Here is a 16,325-nt window from a genome sequence, read left to right as displayed (position 1 = left end):
CATTACATTCATTCATTCATTTCAGATATACACTTTAACAAAACACTTTGGAGGGATTTATTATGAAAATCGGAATCATCGGAGCAACTGGTAAAGCTGGAAGCCGTATTTTAAAAGAAGCATTAGATCGTGGACATGAAGTTACTGCAATTGTAAGAAATGCTGCGAAAATTACAGAAAAAAATGTAAAAGTTTTAGAGAAAGATGTATTCGCTCTTACATCTAACGATCTACAAGTATTCGATGTAGTTGTAAATGCTTTCGGTGCTCCAGCAGGACAAGAGCATCTTCACGTAGATGCAGGAAATGTACTGATTGAAGCTGTGAAAGGTGCACCACATACAAAATTACTTGTAGTTGGTGGAGCTGGAAGCTTATTTGTAGACGAAGAGAAAACAACACGTGTATTTGATACACCAGGTTTCCCGGGCGAATACCTTGCAACAGCTCAAAACCAAGGTAAAAACTTAGAAATCTTACAACAAACAAATGACATCACTTGGACATTCATCAGCCCTTCTGCACTATTCGCATTAGGAAAACGCACTGGCTCTTACACAGCTGGTAAAGACAATCTTCTTGTTAACTCAAAAGGCGATAGCTATGTAAGTTACGAAGACTTCGCAGTAGCAGCACTTGATGAAATCGAAAATCCAAAACATGTGAACGAACGCTTCACAGTAGTTTCTGAAGCTGAATAATACGAAAAAGCTCGTAAAACATTATGTTTTACGAGCTTTTTTATTTTTTAAGCTTTTACCTCTTGTATACCTTCTGTTCTTTCGAAACCTTGTTTCGTAATTTTAAAGAATACGTCATGTATACCATACTCAAATAACATACCATTAAATTGTTCTGTCAATGCTTTCGTATTTTCCATTCCTTCTAATCCATGTATATAAAAAGCATCGGCAAATGCCAATGCTTTTTATACTATCTTTTAATTTGATTTGGTTTATGTGGTTCGTTTGGAGTATACGGTTTATTCGGTTTCTGTGGTCCTTCAGACTTTTTCCAACTCACCGCTAATTCCGGACTTGTTTTCTCTTCACTACGTTCTAATAATACAACCGCATTTTGAATCGTCGGTGTTCCTTTATGCGCAATCCCTTGTAATTTCGTTAAATTTCCTGATACTTTAAAGCTAAATCCACCTGCTGGTGTTTGTTTTGGAATTAAAATGCGGAACTTTTCTCCTACATTAAATTCATTTTTTGCTTCGCCTTTTTCATTTACAAATTTCACACCAGCTGGTGCACCTGTTGCTTGCACTTTATACGTTCCGCTTTTTGCATTCGTTTCTACTGTATATAAACCTGTTTCAAAGAAATCATTTTTCAATACTGCTTCTTGTTCTTCTGTAGGAGTTACACTCATCGTAATTTCTTGTAACTCTTCACTCGCATTTGCCTTTGCAACTATGTCTTTCGTTACTTTCTCTACGTTTTTATTACGGAAATCTAAATCGTTAATATCGATTTGTTTTAATGCATTCCATACTGCAAGCTGTGTTGCGTAATGTGCTTCTCTCCAATCGGAAACGCCTAATTCTTGCGGACTCTTTTGTGGATATCCATTTAATAGTACACGGTACACGTTAATATCCACTTTTCCCATTTCCGGTAAATCTTGACCACTTGGAGATTTCAAATCTACATTTAAGCAAAATGCAATTTTTCCATCTGCCGTTTTAATAAGCTCTGTTCGGATTGGTCTTTTCTTTGACTTACTATAACTCCAATCCATTTCATACTTTGTATGGTCCATAACTTCTGCAAATGCTTTTTGAAGTGGGAATAATACAAATAAAACACTTAAAAAAACAGCTAAAAGTTTGAACGATTGCTTTATATTCATGTTTTACAACCCCTTATGAAATAACAAATTTACTAATAAGTAGTATTTAGTTAGAATTTTTTTTTATACATAAACACAACAAAAAGAGTGCAAATAATTTGCACTCTTTTTCTCTACTTTAATCTTAGAAATCGAAGTTATCAGGATCTGGACCAACGCGGTGATTTTGGTTTAATGCATCGATTTTTTCCATATCTTCTTTTGTTAATTCAAAGTTAAATACATCAGCATTTGCAATAATACGGTGTTCTTTCGTTGATTTTGGAATTGTAATAACTCCATTTTGTAAGTCCCAACGTAAGATAACTTGCGCTGTTGTTTTACCGTGTTTATCAGCAATTTCTTGTAATGTTTCGTTATCTAATAATTGACCTTGCATAAGTGGTGACCATGCTTCCATTTGAATACCTTGTTCTTTACAGAAAGCTTGTAATTCTTTTTGTGTTAAACGAGGGTGATATTCTACTTGGTTAATCATTGGCTTAATTTCTGCATCTTTCATTACATCTTGTAAGTGATGAATTTGGAAGTTACTTACGCCAATTGCACGTACACGCTCTTCTTTATAAAGTGTTTCTAGCGCTTTCCATGTATCTTTATATTTTCCTTCTACAGGCCAGTGAACAAGGTATAAATCTAAATAATCTAGTTCTAATTTTTTTAAGCTCTCTTCATATGCAGCAATTGTTTCGTCATATCCTTGATCTGCGTTCCATACTTTTGAAGTGATAAATAATTCTTCTCTTGAAATACCAGTCGCTTCAATACCTGCACGGATTCCTTCACCTACAGCTTTTTCATTTCCGTAAATTGCAGCTGTATCGATGCTACGGTATCCTGCTTTAATCGCTGATTTAATTGCTTCTACAAGTTCTGGTCCTTCTTCTACTTTAAATACACCTAAACCGAACCAAGGCATTTCTACACCATTATTTAATACTGTTTTACTTTGTAAGTTTTTCATTTTATTTTCTCTCCTTTTATCCCGCATTAACGGGCAGTAAAATTCCCACTTCAAAATTCGGCTGAAGCAAAGACGTTAGGTGGGAGATAAACTGCCCGTAAACGCCCGATTGGTTCAACTAATAATCATTGGTGGAAGAACACCCCCACTGATTAAAGTTTCACTTTATTTTACTTGATCTCTTTTTTCTAATGTCATACTCCATGCTGTTAAAATAACAGCACCTACTACCATAAGGCCGCCTACCCAAGCAGTATGGATTAACCCTAACGAATTCGTTACAAGGCCACCTATATAAGAACCTAAAGCGATTCCTCCGTTAAATGCGGCAATATTAATTGCTGAAGCAACATCAACCGCACTTGGAACAAAGCGCTCTGCCAATATAACTACATATACTTGTAGCCCCGGAACATTCATAAACGCAAATAGTCCCATGAAAATAATTGTGATTAATCCAGCTACTTTAAACGGCGCTGTAAATGTTAAAACAAATAATATAATCGCTTGAATAAGGAACATGTAGAATAGCGCTCGAATTGGATTATGATTCGATAATTTTCCGCCGACCATATTCCCTATCGCAATGGCGATTCCATACACTAATAAAATGATGGTAACGGTACTTGCTTCAAATCCTGTTACTTCTTGTAATAACGGTGATAAATACGTAAATGTTACGAATGTACCGCCGTATCCAAGTGCAGTAATAATGAAAACAAGTAACAGTCTTCCATTTTTAATTAGTTTAAATTGATCACGAAACGATACAGGTACACCATTTTTTAAATTAGATGGGACGAGTATACTATTTGCGATGAAAGCAATAATTCCAATTACAACGATCGCCATAAATGACACTCTCCAGCCAAACTCTTGACCGATAAATGTTCCAATTGGCACACCAGTAATAGTCGCGACTGTTAATCCAGTAAACATAATCGCAATTGCGCTAGCACGTTTATTCTCTGGTACGATTGCAGCCGCAATTGTAGATCCTATCGACATAAACACACCGTGTGCAAATGCAGCTACAATCCTTGCGATAATTAATACAGTGAAGCTTGTTGCTACCGCCGCAATGCCATTACCAATAATGAAAACAACCATAATCCACATTAATAATGTCTTTCGCGACATACTAGCCGTTAACGCTGTTAAAACAGGAGCTCCTACTGCCGCTCCTAACGCATATAAGGAAACCGTTAAACCAGCTGTTGTAACCGAGACATTTAAATCTTTTGAAATAGATGGTAGTAAACCGACACTAATAAACTCGGTCGTACCAATCCCAAACGCACTAATTGCTAGTGCTAATAAAGCAAACATACTTCTTCGATTCGTCTGAACTTCCGAAGATGGTACTGTATATGAACTCAATTGAATTCCTCCTTATTACAAGAAATCCAATCATAATAGTATGATAAAAGGGCCCTTCTATCTTCTAAAACATATATTTCATACTTACAAATGCTATTATGAATGGTTTCATCCTTTTTTTGAAGAACGCACTTTAAAGTACGATAGGCACCAAAAAGTAACATAGTCACTTTTCAGTACCGTACTACTCATTTGCCTCTTACATGTGCTATTATGAAACATATTTAACATAATAAAAAGTACGTACTTTAAAGTGCTATAGGTACTAAAAAGTAACATTTATATTATTTAACTTACTTCGCTCACAAAAGGAGGGTTTCATATGAAGAAATACAATATTCCTGTAGAGGCGACTTTAGAAGTTATCGGCGGCAAATGGAAAGTTGTTATTCTTTGTCACTTAACGAAAGGTACAAAGAGAACGAGTGAACTAAAACGCTCAATGCCTGGTATTACACAAAAAATGTTAACGCAGCAATTACGTGAATTAGAAGACGACGGCGTTATTCAAAGAAAAGTATACAATCAAGTCCCACCAAAAGTAGAATATTCTCTTACTGATTACGGTTGGTCTTTAGAATCGATTCTTGATTCTCTTTGTTCTTGGGGCGAATGCCATCTTGAAAAAGAAGGTAACACATCGATGCTAATTGCGGAAGGTGAATAATAGGAAAAAGGAAAAAACGAACATGAATTTGTTCGTTTTTTCCTTTTTTTCTATATATATATGTACATTTCTAACTGAAACAAAATATTTTATACGCTTTCATACCTTGTCAGCACTACGTTATACACTCAATATCAAATAATTAGGAATCATTTTTATGTTAACATAGGTGTATATAGTATATAATATAGGATATATATTATATACACTTTCCGGTAACGGAGCTTTTCCATTATGCGGACAAGCCATATATCGGACAGTTCATAAATAATAAGTAAGACGTTATGGTTTTAGATTTATGTTTGCAGCTTAGTTGCTGTCATAAATTTAAAGGCATTTTATTGTGTTTTGTGAAACTTTGTATAAAGTTTCGTAAACGGTTACTATCTTACTTATAAAAAATAAGAGTATTGCTATCGTAAAGGAGAATTGGAGATGCCAGAAACTATGACTCAAACAAAGCCAGAACAAGAAACTGTACAAATTTCTGCTAGCCAAGGACAACTTGATGTACTTGATCAGTTGTTAAAACCTGAGGTACAAGAATCATTAACAACACTAGTAGAACAGCTTCCAAAATTAACTGAGCTTGTTAACATTTTAACTAAGTCTTATGACTTCGCTCAAACTGTTGCTACTGATGAAGTATTAAAAAGCGACACTGTTGGTGCAATCACAGAGCTTGTAGAGCCTGTAAAAGATACAGTGAAAAGCATGGCTGCAACTGCAATCGAAGCGAAAGATCGTGCTGACGAAAGCAACGAAGTTATCGGCCTATTCGGTCTATTAAAATTACTAAAAGACCCACAAGCACAAAAAATGTTCCGCTTTGTGAACGCATATCTTCAAATTAGTGCAGAACGTAACAATAAATAATTTAACTTATAACAACAATTAGTAAAGACGGGGGATATCATACTATGTCAAAACAAATTGTCATCTTAGGCGCTGGTTATGGCGGTCTTCTTGCCGCTTTAAACGTACGTAAATTTTACAGCAAATCAGAAGCACAAGTTACAGTGATTAACCAATACCCAACACACCAAATCATCACTGAACTACATCGCCTTGCAGCTGGTAACGTTGCTGAGCAAGCAATTGCAATGCCACTTACAAAGCTTTTCAAAGGTAAAGATATCGATCTTAAAATCGCAACAGTTGAGTCATTCTCAGTTGATAGCAAAGAAATCAAACTAGCTGGTGGCACTACATTATCTTACGATGCACTTGTAGTTGCTTTAGGAAGTAAAACTGCTTACTTCGGTATTCCAGGACTAGAAGAAAACAGCATGGTATTAAAATCTGCTGCTGATGCAAACAAAATCTACAAACACGTTGAAGACCGTATTCGTGAATACGCGAAAACGAAAAACGAAGCGGATGCTACAATCGTAATCGGTGGTGGCGGATTAACTGGCGTTGAGCTAGTTGGTGAGCTTGCTGACATTATGCCTAAACTTGCAAAAAGCCACGGCGTAAATCCAAAAGAAGTTAAACTTCTTCTTGTTGAAGCAGGTCCAAAAATCCTTCCAGTATTACCAGACCACTTAATCGAACGTGCAACTACTAGCCTAGAAGCACGCGGTGTTACATTCTTAACTGGTCTTCCTGTAACAAACGTTGCTGGCAATGAAATCGACTTAAAAGACGGTCAAAAACTTGTTGCTAACACATTCGTTTGGACAGGCGGCGTACAAGGTAACCCATTAATCGGTGAATCAGGTCTTGAAGTAAACCGTGGTCGTGCAACAGTTGATGCATACCTACAATCTACTTCTCATAAAGACGTATTCGTTGCTGGAGACAGCGCTGTTGTCTTCGCTCCAGACGGACGTCCATACCCACCAACTGCACAAATCGCTTGGCAAATGGGTGAGTTAATTGGATACAACTTATACGCAGCACTAGAAGGCAAAGCATTCGAAGAGTTCGCACCTGTAAACTCTGGAACACTTGCTAGTCTAGGACGTAAAGATGCTGTTGCTACAATTGGAGCAAGCAATACTCCACTTAAAGGCTTACCAGCATCATTAATGAAAGAAGCAAGTAACGTTCGTTACTTATCACACATTAAAGGTCTATTCAGCTTAGCTTACTAATCTGAATATAAGCCCGAATCATGCCCGGCATGGTTCGGGCTATTTTTATCCGTAATATTCTCTACTTACTTATATTCGGCAAAGAGATACTATAACCCTTTTTAATTATCTAAATATACTGACTTTTTTGTGTCGGAATTGTGTATATGAAAAGAGTGAAAGCATCTTTCTTACTTCCACTCTTCCACAAAAATTATTATCCCAATTTCACTAAGCTGTAGTTCTTCTTCCCTTTACGAATAATAATAAATCTTCCATCAAATGTATTTTCTACAGTAACATCCGTACCTACATCCGTTACTTTCTCACCATTCATAGAAATCGCACCGTTATTAATGTCTTCACGAGCTTGACGTCTAGATGGTTCAATCCCTAAATCAACTAGCCACTCTACAATATTTTTCGTCTCTTTGGAAGACTGGAATGTCGGCATCTCTTTAAAGCCTTGTTCAATTTCATCAGCTGTTAACGATTTAATATCTCCGCTAAATAATGCCGAGGTAATTTTCACAGCTTGCAATAATGCCTCTTCTCCATGAACGAATTTCGTCATTTCTTCGCCTAACACTTTTTGCGCTTCACGTTTATGAGGCTCGGCTTCTACCTTCGTTGCCAATTCATCAATTCGCTCTTTCGCTAAGAATGTAAAGTATTTCAAGTATTTAATTACATCACGATCATCTGTATTCACCCAGAACTGGTAAAATTCAAATGGCGTTGTTTTTTCAGCATCAAGCCAAACCGCACCACTTGCTGATTTTCCAAATTTCGTACCGTCTGATTTTAATAATAACGGAATTGTTAGTCCAAATACTTTCGCCTCATGTCCTTCTAACTTACGAATTAAATCTAACCCGCTCGTAATATTTCCCCATTGGTCACTACCACCAATTTGCAGTTGAACATCTTCTTTCGTGTATAAATGATGGAAATCCATCGCTTGCAAGATTTGGTACGTGAATTCTGTAAAAGAAATGCCTGTATCTAAACGACTTGCTACAATATCCTTCGCTAACATGCTATTGATGCTAAAGTTTTTCCCGTAATCACGTAAAAACTCAATAATGTTTATTTCATGTGTCCAGTCGTAGTTATTTACCATCTTCACTTCGCTATTTCCACCGAAATCAAATAGCTTTTTCATTTGCGCTGTTAACGCATCTACATTATGCTGCACTACTTCTAAAGTTTGCAGTTGACGCTCTGATTGACGTCCACTTGGATCACCAATTGTTCCTGTTGCCCCGCCAATTAAAATAACCGGATGATGACCAGCTAATTGGAATCTCTTCATCATCATAAACGGAATCAAATGTCCGATATGCATACTATCACCAGTTGGATCTACTCCGCAGTATAGTGAAATCTTTTTCTCTTCTACTAACTTACGTAAACCTTCTTCATCCGTCTGTTGATTCACAGCACCGCGCCATTCTAATTCATCAATAATATTCATCTTTTGTCATCCCCTTTATTTTTTTAAAACAAAAAAGCCCCTATGTCTATGACATAGGGACGATTATTCACCGTGTTACCACCCAGTTTGCATAAATAGCATAGCTATTCATACCACTCTTAGCAATAATATCGATTGCTACTCCGCTTAGCGTTACCTAAGATACTCCAGAGTGTAATTCACAAGTTTGTTTGTGCTAGGTTCCAGCAACCCCTAGCTCTCTTTGATAACAGTGACAAACTGCTACTGGGCTCTTTCAACGTATGTTATTTGTTAAATTATTAGCCATTATATTGAATTGAAAACAAATTGTCAACAATACCCAAATGTTATTTTAAAATAATTCATACTTTTATACGCTTTTAATTCAAAAATTATTGTAGATCTTCTCCAATAATCCTTACTTCTCTCTCTAACTTCACACCGAATTTTTCTTCAACTGTCTTTTGTACGAAGTGAATTAAATCGATGTAGTCTTGTGCTGTTCCATTATCAACATTCACCATAAATCCAGCATGTTTTAATGAAACTTCTACTCCGCCAATTCGCTTTCCTTGTAGTCCTGATTCTTGAATCAACTTACCAGCAAAGTTATTTGGTGGGCGCTTAAATACACTACCGCATGACGGATATTCTAAAGGTTGTTTTGATTCACGCTTATACGTTAAATCATCCATTTTTTCTTTAATCTCTTCATGTACACCTTCTTCAAGTTCAAATCTCGCTTCAAGAATAATGTAATGATTGTTCGCAAATACACTCTTACGATATCCAAATTCAAATGCTTCTTTCGTTAAAGTGCGTAACTCTCCATCACCTGTCATTACGACAGCTTCTGTTAATACAAACGATACTTCACCACCGTAGGCACCAGCATTCATATATAATGCTCCGCCAACTGAACCTGGAATGCCACAAGCAAACTCAAGCCCTGTTAAATTGTGGTCTAATGCAATACGTGATACATCAATAATTGCTGCACCGCACTGTGCTACAATCGTTGTTCCTGTTACAGTAACACCTGTAATATGAATTAAACTGACCGTAATTCCGCGAATCCCACCATCTTTAATAATGACATTTGATCCATTTCCTAAAAACGTAACTGGAATATTATATTGGTTAGCATACTTAATAACTTCTTGAATTTCATCATAATTCGTAGGCGCAACGAACACATCTGCTTTTCCGCCAACTTTAATATGCGTATGATTCTTTAACATTTCATCTTGTGTAACATGACCTTCAGGCAATACCGTACTTAAATATTTATAAACCTCTTGCATATTCATTTTACGATTCCTCTATTTCTATATTCTTTTTATCCCGCTATACGGGCCCATAATATCCCCACATACATGAAATGAAACTAAAGTGGTGGATACAGTGTACCCAAAATCAATTCGAGACACCTATAAACCTCTTAAATTATAAGAGGTGCCACTCATATTAAAATATATATTGCATAATAAAGCAACCCAAATGGACTACTAAACTTGACATGTCATCAGAAAGACAACAATTTGTAAAATATATAACTTTTATAAAACACTATCCTTCAGTATCTTACTATACCACACGAAAATAAAGTGGTATTTTTTTGTAATCTTTACTTTATTTTCTTCAATATAAAAAAAGAGCACATCCCACAGAATGCGCTCTTTCTATACTCTTTATATTACTTTTCGTTCTCTTCTTTTTCCTTATCAAACCATAATAGTTCATCGTCATCAACTTCACCATTATAATTGATTAAAATCTCTTCTCCAGCTTTTATATCCTTATAAGCAAAGAAGTTAAACGTATGGTTCTCGAAGACGATATCATACGTTGCATTCGGCTTATATGAATGATTAAATAACATGCCGTATCCTAAAAGGAATGCCGTATGATTTACCCCATACTCAAATGCGTAGTCAGCAAGTAACGTTTTCTCAATATGTTCATGCTGTTCATTCGGATAAGAGATAACTGGTGCTGAATGTATCAACTCACCCTTTTTAATATCACGAGTTGCAAATACACCTCTATTAAATTCTCCATCACTAAGTTCAGAAGTCTTAACTTCGATCATATGCGTCACCTATATAATTCTTTCTTTGAAGTATTTTATCTCGCTATCCGCGAGATTTAACTAATAATCAGTAGCTATTAGTTAAATTTTATCTCCTTAAGCTTGGCAGAAAACTCATAGAAAAGCAATTAAATTCCTATCAAGTATTCGTTCAACTGAAAAAGAGCACATCATTTGTGCTCTTTTTCAGCGATATTATTTTTCTAAAATATCTTCTAGCAACTTCACTTGCTCACTAACAGTATGTAGCGTCTTCACCGACGTATCATTTCGATTCTTCTCTTCTTCAATACTTGCTAACACTTCTTCCGTAGCTGCAGAAGTTTGCTGAATTACGTTAGAAGCATGTGTCACATCTTTAACGATATTCGTCGTTTTAACTTGGAAATTTTCTTGATGACCAACAATCTCTCTCATTACATCATTAATCGTATCAATAAACTTCCCTAAATCCGTTACATTCGTTAAAACACTTGCTAACATTTCGTTACACTCTTCTTGTACTCTTTCTGACTTCTCTACCTGCACTTCTACTTTACTTGCTTGATTACTAAACTCCTTCAAAATTCCTTGAATTCTCCCCGCAGAACGATTCGATTCTTCAGCAAGCTTTAACACTTCATTCGCTACAATAGCAAAACCTTTTCCATGTTCTCCTGCCCTTGCAGCTTCAATATTTGCATTTAAAGCTAGCAAACTCGTTTGACTTGAAATATTCGTTATTACATCTACAATTTCATTAATTTGTTTCGATTGTTTCATCAATTCTCTAAATATCGTTCCTGATTGTGAAACAACATCATTTAAACTTCTCATGTTAGCTTCAAAATTTCTTAAAGTGTTTACACTACCCTTTGAGATTTCCAAACTTTTATCAACACGCATCGAAGCATTTCTTACTTGAGAGATGATTTGGTCAATATTTCCCTCCATATCATTCAATACTTCTACTGAACGTGACATCATCTCTGATTGTGATTGAGTACCAACTGCCACTTCTTCAAAAGCAAAATTAATTTCACTCATCGACTCCATCGAAGTGTTCATATTCTGTCTTAAATGATTGAAATTACTATCTAACTTCACAACAGTTTCCTCAATAAGCCTTTGCGTTTCTTCTAACTCCTGAGCTTTCTTCATCACTGCTTGCTTCTCATCACTTAAACGAGCCAAAAGATTAGAACCAATCTTTGTGACACCCCACATTGCGATCGTTACAATCGCTAACAAGCTTGCAAAATTTGCAGCTTCAGATGATGCTGTATAAGCAAAAAATTGATTTGGCCAATAACTACAAAGTATAAATGTAACAACAACTGCTACCCCACCAAGAATTAAAATAAGACGTTCACTCAAATAAATAAGTGAAACTGCTAATGTAAAATAGACCATTTGAAATACAGCTGGGCTTTCATTAAATGCTTGTACCATAATGAAAGACATAATAAGTAGCATACATGTCATGATGTATTTATACATTGCTTCCATACTTTCTATAAAAGTAAGTAGCGTTCCAAATACTACGATAGAAATACCACACATCCAAAATGCTATTGCTCGCTCTGTAAAAATATATCCGTAATACCCAATTGCGAGTACCCCGAGGAAGAAACTGCAAATCGTGATAAACAGCAATAAATGATTTTTCTGTGATTCTTTCTCAAGGTTAGAAAAACAAGTTCTCTTTAACCACTCCATATATGAAGCCCCACCTTCTCATACGTATCGATTACTTCAGCTTGAATACCGCACTCACTGGGTTATGATCGCTATTTTCAAACTTCAAATCTTTCCCTTGTACATTTACAATTTCAACATTCGGTGAAACGATAAAGCCATCAATAATCGTGACAAAGTTTTCACCTTCCACGTATTTCTTTACATCATCTCTCACAGTCATAACAGACGGATCTACAGCCCACTTAAAGCCACCATCGGTAAAGTCCTTCGGTAACTCTACTAACCACTCAGGACGCTCCTTCACGAACTTCGGATCACTTAACTGAACGTTAGAAATTAATTGATTCCAGTCCCCGCCCATTATTACGTAATCACCATTTTTATAATGTTTGTTCATATATTCTTTTAAATACTCCACTTGTTGCTTTCTAATTTTTCCGCCTTCATCATAAGCAGACAAATGTAAATTTACGAGTCTAACAAATTTTCCATTATTAACAGGAATTTTATGTTCAACAATCGCTCGGTCTAAATCAAATAAACGCTTTGGCCACGGCTCCATTCCTGGTAATTGGAACCTCTTCGCTGTTTGAACTGTATATTTAGAAAACGTACTTAGTCCAGCATCAGCATATCCCATTGGACTTGTGATTGGCACCGGAACCCATTTTGTATCATAGTTCTTTCCGAACGAAGAAGCATAATCAGGCAGTCCTTTTTTCAAAAATTCATGCCCATTTATATCAAATGATCTCATTGATTTTATATCTACTTCTTGTAATAGCGCAAAATCACTATTCTCATTTTGTAAAAACGAAAGCATATTCTTTAAATTCGTTTCCGTTTGTTCTTTACTACTTGAACCAGACCCTTTTCCTCCATCCATAAAGAAGTCTTGATCCTTATCTAGTCCAGCATATCCAATATTAAACGTTGTAACTTTAAATTCATTTCCCTGCGCAATTACGCGCTTCTTATTGTTTTCCACCTTCAAGCTTATAACATCAGCTGGCTGTTCTTTTGTAAGTGTCATATACGCTAAAAACCCACCTACAACTCCCACACCTACTAAAATACATATAAGTATTATTTTTAATAACTTTTTCAAACAAACGACTCCTTTTCTAAAACATACGATTTTACTTTTCTTTATTTTCAGTCAAATAAAAAATGACAGATATACGAAACATTTTATCACACTGAAAACCTTATATCACTATATTTAGTTTATAAGTAATAATTCTCTATCTTAAACGATTAGAGAACTACAAAATACACCAACTTCTTCACTGGAAATCAAACGCAATTTTTAGTACACTATATGTAATAATTATAGGCGATGGAGTTCGCCATAACCGCTGCTTAGCTAATGACTCCTACCAGTATAACTACTGGTAGGAGTCTATTTTTTTGAGCAAGCTATTTAAAGAGGTGAGGAATTTGATTTATATTATCGTCGGTATAGCCGGTATATTAGGAGCCCTTTCTCGTTATTATTTAGGTCTTACTATCCATGAATCTTGGCATCATTCATTTCCATTAGCTACATTACTCATTAACTTAATCGGCTGCTTCTTATTAGCATGGCTGACTACATATGTTGCACGGCTAAACATCTTACCTTCGGAGGTTATCACAGGCATCGGTACTGGATTCATCGGTTCTTTTACGACGTTTTCAACATTTAGTGTAGAAACCATGCAATTAATTAATCATTCTGAATGGAGCATGGCTTTCTTATATGTATCATGTAGCATACTTGGCGGTCTCATTATGTCTGGACTTGGCTATACACTAGGTGATTTCTTAATTAAGAAATCAGTTACGGAAGGTGATCACTTATGATGGAAGCTTTATTAGTGGCAACTGGAGGGTTTTTCGGTGCGATTACACGATTTGCAATTAGCAATTGGTTTAAAAAAAGAAATAAAACATCCTTTCCAATTGCTACATTCCTTATTAATATAACAGGAGCATTTTTACTCGGATATATAATTGGCAACGGAGTCACTACAGGCTGGCAATTATTATTAGGAACTGGATTTATGGGCGCATTCACAACGTTTTCGACGTTTAAATTAGAATCCATTCAGCTTCTCAATCGCAAAAAAATTTACACATCCCTTTTATATGTAAGTACTACTTACATAATCGGTATCCTCTTCGCATTCCTTGGAATGAAGCTCGGTGGAATATAAAAAAGCGACTCTATTGAGTCGCTTTCTTTCATAAGAAGTAAGTCCCGCCATATGGAATGGAAAGTAAACCCGCTGGATACACATCATAATGCACACTTTGCATTGGAAATTGTGAGTATTGCATATACTGTCCTTGCATCATTTGTGCAAAATATGCTTGTTGCTGCATTTGAATCACTTGATTCACAGCATGAATTGTCCCCTGTGCCCCGGCTAGGGTTATAGCCGCACCTACTTGTCTACCATTATAAAAATAATGATTCATCATTATTCAGCTCACTTATTATTTTTCCATATGGTATGTTTCTATTTCATAGTGAGTATTTTGTCCGGATTGGGGAATCCATCACTAATTAAGCTTCACTTTATCTATTACTTTTTCTCAGCTTTGAAGTAATACATCCAAATAGTAATACACCAATACCACTAAAGAACAATACATAACTTACCGGTACTAGGAAAAAGAAAGGTTCTTCAAGAAATCCATCCGCTCCAACTTTACTGTTTGAAGCATGTATAGTTAAAGAAATAATCGCTAAGATCATGAAAGAAATAGCTACTACGTATTTATTTTTCATTTTACATTCTCCTCTATTCATATAATTCTTCTTAATTAACATCATATTATCCAAAACAAAATCATTAGTCAATAATATTTTATCGTTTTACAATAAATTATTATTGAATAGAATGGAAATAAAAGGTTTATGAAGCATCTTAAATTGCCTCACAAACCTTTTATAGACAATAAATATTTACACTTCAAACTTCCTGCTTAATACAACATACATTGCGCAAAATAGTACGAATATCCCAGCATAAATTAACAAAACCTCTACACTAAACACATCAGCCAAAGGACCAAATATAATCATCCCTAAAGGTAAAGCACATGAATTTGCAATCTGTACGAGGCTAAACATTCTGCCATGCATAACTGGATCTACTTTCTCCTGCAATAACACAGTAACTGGCGTATTAAAACATGGCATTGTTATACCAATTAAAAAATTAAAGACTAAATACATAATAAATACCGGTGCAATTCCTAGTCCTACCATAAGCAGACCATATAACGCACAGGCCAACGCTGTTGTATGCATACGATTACGGAAACCACCCCATGCTGCAATCAGTACGCCACCAGCTGCTGCACCAGCACTAAAGGTCATCTCACTAGCAGTAAGTCTCCACATTTCCGCCCCGAAGGAACGAGTCACCATTAAAGGTGTTAAAAAGGCGGCTGGACTTATTAAAATCATGATGATAATTAATAAAACGATTAGCCTTTTAATAAATACATTTTCTTTTAAATAAGAGAACCCTTCTTTAATTCCTTGTAGATTAGATTTTTGCTTATTCTCTGCATTCACATGTCCCTCTACTTGAATGATAAGCATAATACTAATTCCAATCATAGCCGTAATAACATCAATAAAAAATGTTGTTTCAATGCTGGCAATAGAAAGAATCGTAGCACTTGCTGCTGGAGAAAGAAACATAATTAAAGATGTAATACTGCTATTTATTCCATTTACTTTCATAAGATACTCTTTCGGAACGATTTGCGGAATTAATGCATTCACAGCTGGCGTTTGTACTCCTGTTCCAGCTGAACGAATGAGTAACACAATAAAAAGTAACCAAATACTTTTATATCCTGTTAAAAATAAAATTGCTAAAACTAACGTCGCAATCGCTATAATCCCGTCCGATAACATAATCATCTTTTTACGGTCATAACGATCAATCCAAACACCTGCAAACAAAGATATCGCAATTTGTGGTAGGAAACCGCAAACAGTTGAAATAGTCAACATCACTCCTGATGATGTTGTAAGGGTGATATACCATATAATCGCATATTGCACGAGAGAGGAACCGAACAACGAAATAGTTTGAGCGGTCAAAAATAATATAATTTTCGTTTTCCAATTGTTTTCACTCATA

General features: G+C 35.7%; 18 protein-coding genes, 1 riboswitch and 1 other annotated feature. Of the genes, 6 read left to right on the top strand and 12 right to left on the bottom strand.

Going from position 1 to position 16,325, the window contains the following annotated elements:
• The first annotated feature begins 62 nt into the window (after positions 1–62).
• Positions 63–701, top strand: coding sequence for an NAD(P)-dependent oxidoreductase (locus tag A6J74_RS19085; protein WP_000689917.1), 639 nt, complete (start codon positions 63–65; stop codon positions 699–701).
• Positions 702–748: 47 nt separating this feature from the next.
• Here A6J74_RS19085 and A6J74_RS19080 read toward each other — a convergent pair whose 3' ends face one another.
• The 4 genes from A6J74_RS19080 to A6J74_RS19060 form a co-directional block, all read right to left on the bottom strand.
• Positions 749–880 carry a hypothetical protein gene (locus A6J74_RS19080; protein WP_002093070.1) on the bottom strand — a complete coding sequence of 44 codons (132 nt, stop codon included), beginning with the start codon at positions 878–880 and terminating at the stop codon, positions 749–751.
• Positions 881–933: 53 nt separating this feature from the next.
• The gene (locus A6J74_RS19075) at positions 934–1,857 is read right to left on the bottom strand and encodes a thioester domain-containing protein (RefSeq protein WP_001022548.1); all 924 of its coding nucleotides are present in this window, start codon (positions 1,855–1,857) and stop codon (positions 934–936) included.
• A gap of 124 nt (positions 1,858–1,981) precedes the next feature.
• Positions 1,982–2,821 (bottom strand): aldo/keto reductase, encoded by an 840-nt coding sequence (locus A6J74_RS19070; protein ID WP_000793554.1) that lies wholly within the window; start codon positions 2,819–2,821, stop codon positions 1,982–1,984.
• Between the two features lie 165 nt (positions 2,822–2,986).
• Positions 2,987–4,150, bottom strand: a complete 1,164-nt coding sequence (locus A6J74_RS19060; RefSeq protein ID WP_002049375.1) for an MFS transporter — start codon at positions 4,148–4,150, stop codon at positions 2,987–2,989.
• Between the two features lie 373 nt (positions 4,151–4,523).
• On the opposite strand from A6J74_RS19060, the gene A6J74_RS19055 reads away from it, so the two are divergent.
• The 3 genes from A6J74_RS19055 (at position 4,524) to A6J74_RS19045 (ending at position 6,967) form a co-directional block, all read left to right on the top strand.
• Complete coding sequence (locus A6J74_RS19055) at positions 4,524–4,868, top strand: winged helix-turn-helix transcriptional regulator (RefSeq protein ID WP_000760481.1); 345 nt, start codon at positions 4,524–4,526, stop codon at positions 4,866–4,868.
• A gap of 435 nt (positions 4,869–5,303) precedes the next feature.
• Entirely contained in the window at positions 5,304–5,744 is a 441-nt protein-coding gene (locus tag A6J74_RS19050) for a DUF1641 domain-containing protein (RefSeq protein ID WP_001115309.1), read from the top strand.
• 44 nt (positions 5,745–5,788) lie between these two features.
• Positions 5,789–6,967 (top strand): NAD(P)/FAD-dependent oxidoreductase, encoded by a 1,179-nt coding sequence (locus A6J74_RS19045; RefSeq protein WP_000043190.1) that lies wholly within the window; start codon positions 5,789–5,791, stop codon positions 6,965–6,967.
• Positions 6,968–7,163: 196 nt separating this feature from the next.
• Here A6J74_RS19045 and tyrS read toward each other — a convergent pair whose 3' ends face one another.
• The 5 genes from tyrS to A6J74_RS19020 all read right to left on the bottom strand — a co-directional run bounded on the left by tyrS (position 7,164) and on the right by A6J74_RS19020 (position 13,285).
• On the bottom strand, positions 7,164–8,423 hold the full coding sequence (gene tyrS, locus A6J74_RS19040; protein WP_001021116.1) for a tyrosine--tRNA ligase: 1,260 nt from the start codon (positions 8,421–8,423) through the stop codon (positions 7,164–7,166).
• A 52-nt stretch (positions 8,424–8,475) separates the two neighbouring features.
• Positions 8,476–8,692: a binding site (T-box leader), on the bottom strand.
• A 105-nt stretch (positions 8,693–8,797) separates the two neighbouring features.
• Complete coding sequence (gene murB, locus A6J74_RS19035) at positions 8,798–9,715, bottom strand: UDP-N-acetylmuramate dehydrogenase (RefSeq protein WP_001057110.1); 918 nt, start codon at positions 9,713–9,715, stop codon at positions 8,798–8,800.
• Between the two features lie 386 nt (positions 9,716–10,101).
• The gene (locus A6J74_RS19030; protein ID WP_000573656.1) at positions 10,102–10,497 is read right to left on the bottom strand and encodes an SET domain-containing protein; all 396 of its coding nucleotides are present in this window, start codon (positions 10,495–10,497) and stop codon (positions 10,102–10,104) included.
• A gap of 195 nt (positions 10,498–10,692) precedes the next feature.
• A complete protein-coding gene (locus A6J74_RS19025; protein ID WP_000455097.1) occupies positions 10,693–12,195 on the bottom strand; it encodes a DUF4077 domain-containing protein in 1,503 nt (500 codons plus the stop codon).
• 31 nt (positions 12,196–12,226) lie between these two features.
• Entirely contained in the window at positions 12,227–13,285 is a 1,059-nt protein-coding gene (locus A6J74_RS19020; RefSeq protein WP_000734836.1) for an endonuclease/exonuclease/phosphatase family protein, read from the bottom strand.
• A gap of 218 nt (positions 13,286–13,503) precedes the next feature.
• Positions 13,504–13,563: riboswitch (Fluoride riboswitch) on the top strand.
• Between the two features lie 54 nt (positions 13,564–13,617).
• Between A6J74_RS19020 and crcB (A6J74_RS19015) the strand changes: the two genes are divergently transcribed.
• Both crcB (A6J74_RS19015) and crcB (A6J74_RS19010) read left to right on the top strand, forming a co-directional pair.
• The gene (gene crcB, locus A6J74_RS19015) at positions 13,618–14,022 is read left to right on the top strand and encodes a fluoride efflux transporter CrcB (protein WP_000639332.1); all 405 of its coding nucleotides are present in this window, start codon (positions 13,618–13,620) and stop codon (positions 14,020–14,022) included.
• Complete coding sequence (gene crcB / locus A6J74_RS19010) at positions 14,019–14,375, top strand: fluoride efflux transporter CrcB (protein WP_000969609.1); 357 nt, start codon at positions 14,019–14,021, stop codon at positions 14,373–14,375. Before crcB (A6J74_RS19015) ends, crcB (A6J74_RS19010) begins: the two co-directional genes overlap by 4 nt.
• Positions 14,376–14,403: 28 nt before the next feature.
• On the opposite strand, the gene A6J74_RS19005 is transcribed toward crcB (A6J74_RS19010), so the two are convergent.
• From A6J74_RS19005 to A6J74_RS18995, 3 genes are all read right to left on the bottom strand, one after another.
• Positions 14,404–14,643: a DUF3947 family protein gene (locus A6J74_RS19005; protein WP_000980960.1), complete on the bottom strand. Its 240-nt coding sequence runs from the start codon at positions 14,641–14,643 to the stop codon at positions 14,404–14,406.
• Positions 14,644–14,740: 97 nt separating this feature from the next.
• Entirely contained in the window at positions 14,741–14,953 is a 213-nt protein-coding gene (locus A6J74_RS19000; protein WP_000792613.1) for a DUF3955 domain-containing protein, read from the bottom strand.
• A 177-nt stretch (positions 14,954–15,130) separates the two neighbouring features.
• Positions 15,131–16,324 carry an MFS transporter gene (locus A6J74_RS18995; protein WP_001293756.1) on the bottom strand — a complete coding sequence of 398 codons (1,194 nt, stop codon included), beginning with the start codon at positions 16,322–16,324 and terminating at the stop codon, positions 15,131–15,133.
• Position 16,325: the final 1 nt, after the last annotated feature.

It is taken from the genome of Bacillus sp. FDAARGOS_235, from assembly GCF_002073415.2.
GTDB lineage: Bacteria > Bacillota > Bacilli > Bacillales > Bacillaceae_G > Bacillus_A > Bacillus_A toyonensis.
Note: the sequence above shows the minus strand (reverse complement) of the source record. Positions and strands in the feature narration are given on the sequence as shown.

Coding starts and splice junctions, on each gene's coding strand:
- murB (WP_001057110.1), bottom strand. CDS start 9,715: ATGAATATGCAAGAGGTTTATAAATATTTAAGTACGGTATTGCCTGAA.
- A6J74_RS19000 (WP_000792613.1), bottom strand. CDS start 14,953: ATGAAAAATAAATACGTAGTAGCTATTTCTTTCATGATCTTAGCGATT.
- A6J74_RS19030 (WP_000573656.1), bottom strand. CDS start 10,497: ATGATCGAAGTTAAGACTTCTGAACTTAGTGATGGAGAATTTAATAGA.
- A6J74_RS19060 (WP_002049375.1), bottom strand. CDS start 4,150: ATGTTTGCTTTATTAGCACTAGCAATTAGTGCGTTTGGGATTGGTACG.
- A6J74_RS19045 (WP_000043190.1), top strand. CDS start 5,789: ATGTCAAAACAAATTGTCATCTTAGGCGCTGGTTATGGCGGTCTTCTT.
- A6J74_RS19085 (WP_000689917.1), top strand. CDS start 63: ATGAAAATCGGAATCATCGGAGCAACTGGTAAAGCTGGAAGCCGTATT.
- A6J74_RS19075 (WP_001022548.1), bottom strand. CDS start 1,857: ATGAATATAAAGCAATCGTTCAAACTTTTAGCTGTTTTTTTAAGTGTT.
- A6J74_RS19025 (WP_000455097.1), bottom strand. CDS start 12,195: ATGGAGTGGTTAAAGAGAACTTGTTTTTCTAACCTTGAGAAAGAATCA.
- A6J74_RS19005 (WP_000980960.1), bottom strand. CDS start 14,643: ATGATGAATCATTATTTTTATAATGGTAGACAAGTAGGTGCGGCTATA.
- tyrS (WP_001021116.1), bottom strand. CDS start 8,423: ATGAATATTATTGATGAATTAGAATGGCGCGGTGCTGTGAATCAACAG.
- A6J74_RS19050 (WP_001115309.1), top strand. CDS start 5,304: ATGCCAGAAACTATGACTCAAACAAAGCCAGAACAAGAAACTGTACAA.
- A6J74_RS19080 (WP_002093070.1), bottom strand. CDS start 880: ATGGAAAATACGAAAGCATTGACAGAACAATTTAATGGTATGTTATTT.
- crcB (WP_000969609.1), top strand. CDS start 14,019: ATGATGGAAGCTTTATTAGTGGCAACTGGAGGGTTTTTCGGTGCGATT.
- A6J74_RS18995 (WP_001293756.1), bottom strand. CDS start 16,324: ATGAGTGAAAACAATTGGAAAACGAAAATTATATTATTTTTGACCGCT.
- A6J74_RS19070 (WP_000793554.1), bottom strand. CDS start 2,821: ATGAAAAACTTACAAAGTAAAACAGTATTAAATAATGGTGTAGAAATG.
- A6J74_RS19055 (WP_000760481.1), top strand. CDS start 4,524: ATGAAGAAATACAATATTCCTGTAGAGGCGACTTTAGAAGTTATCGGC.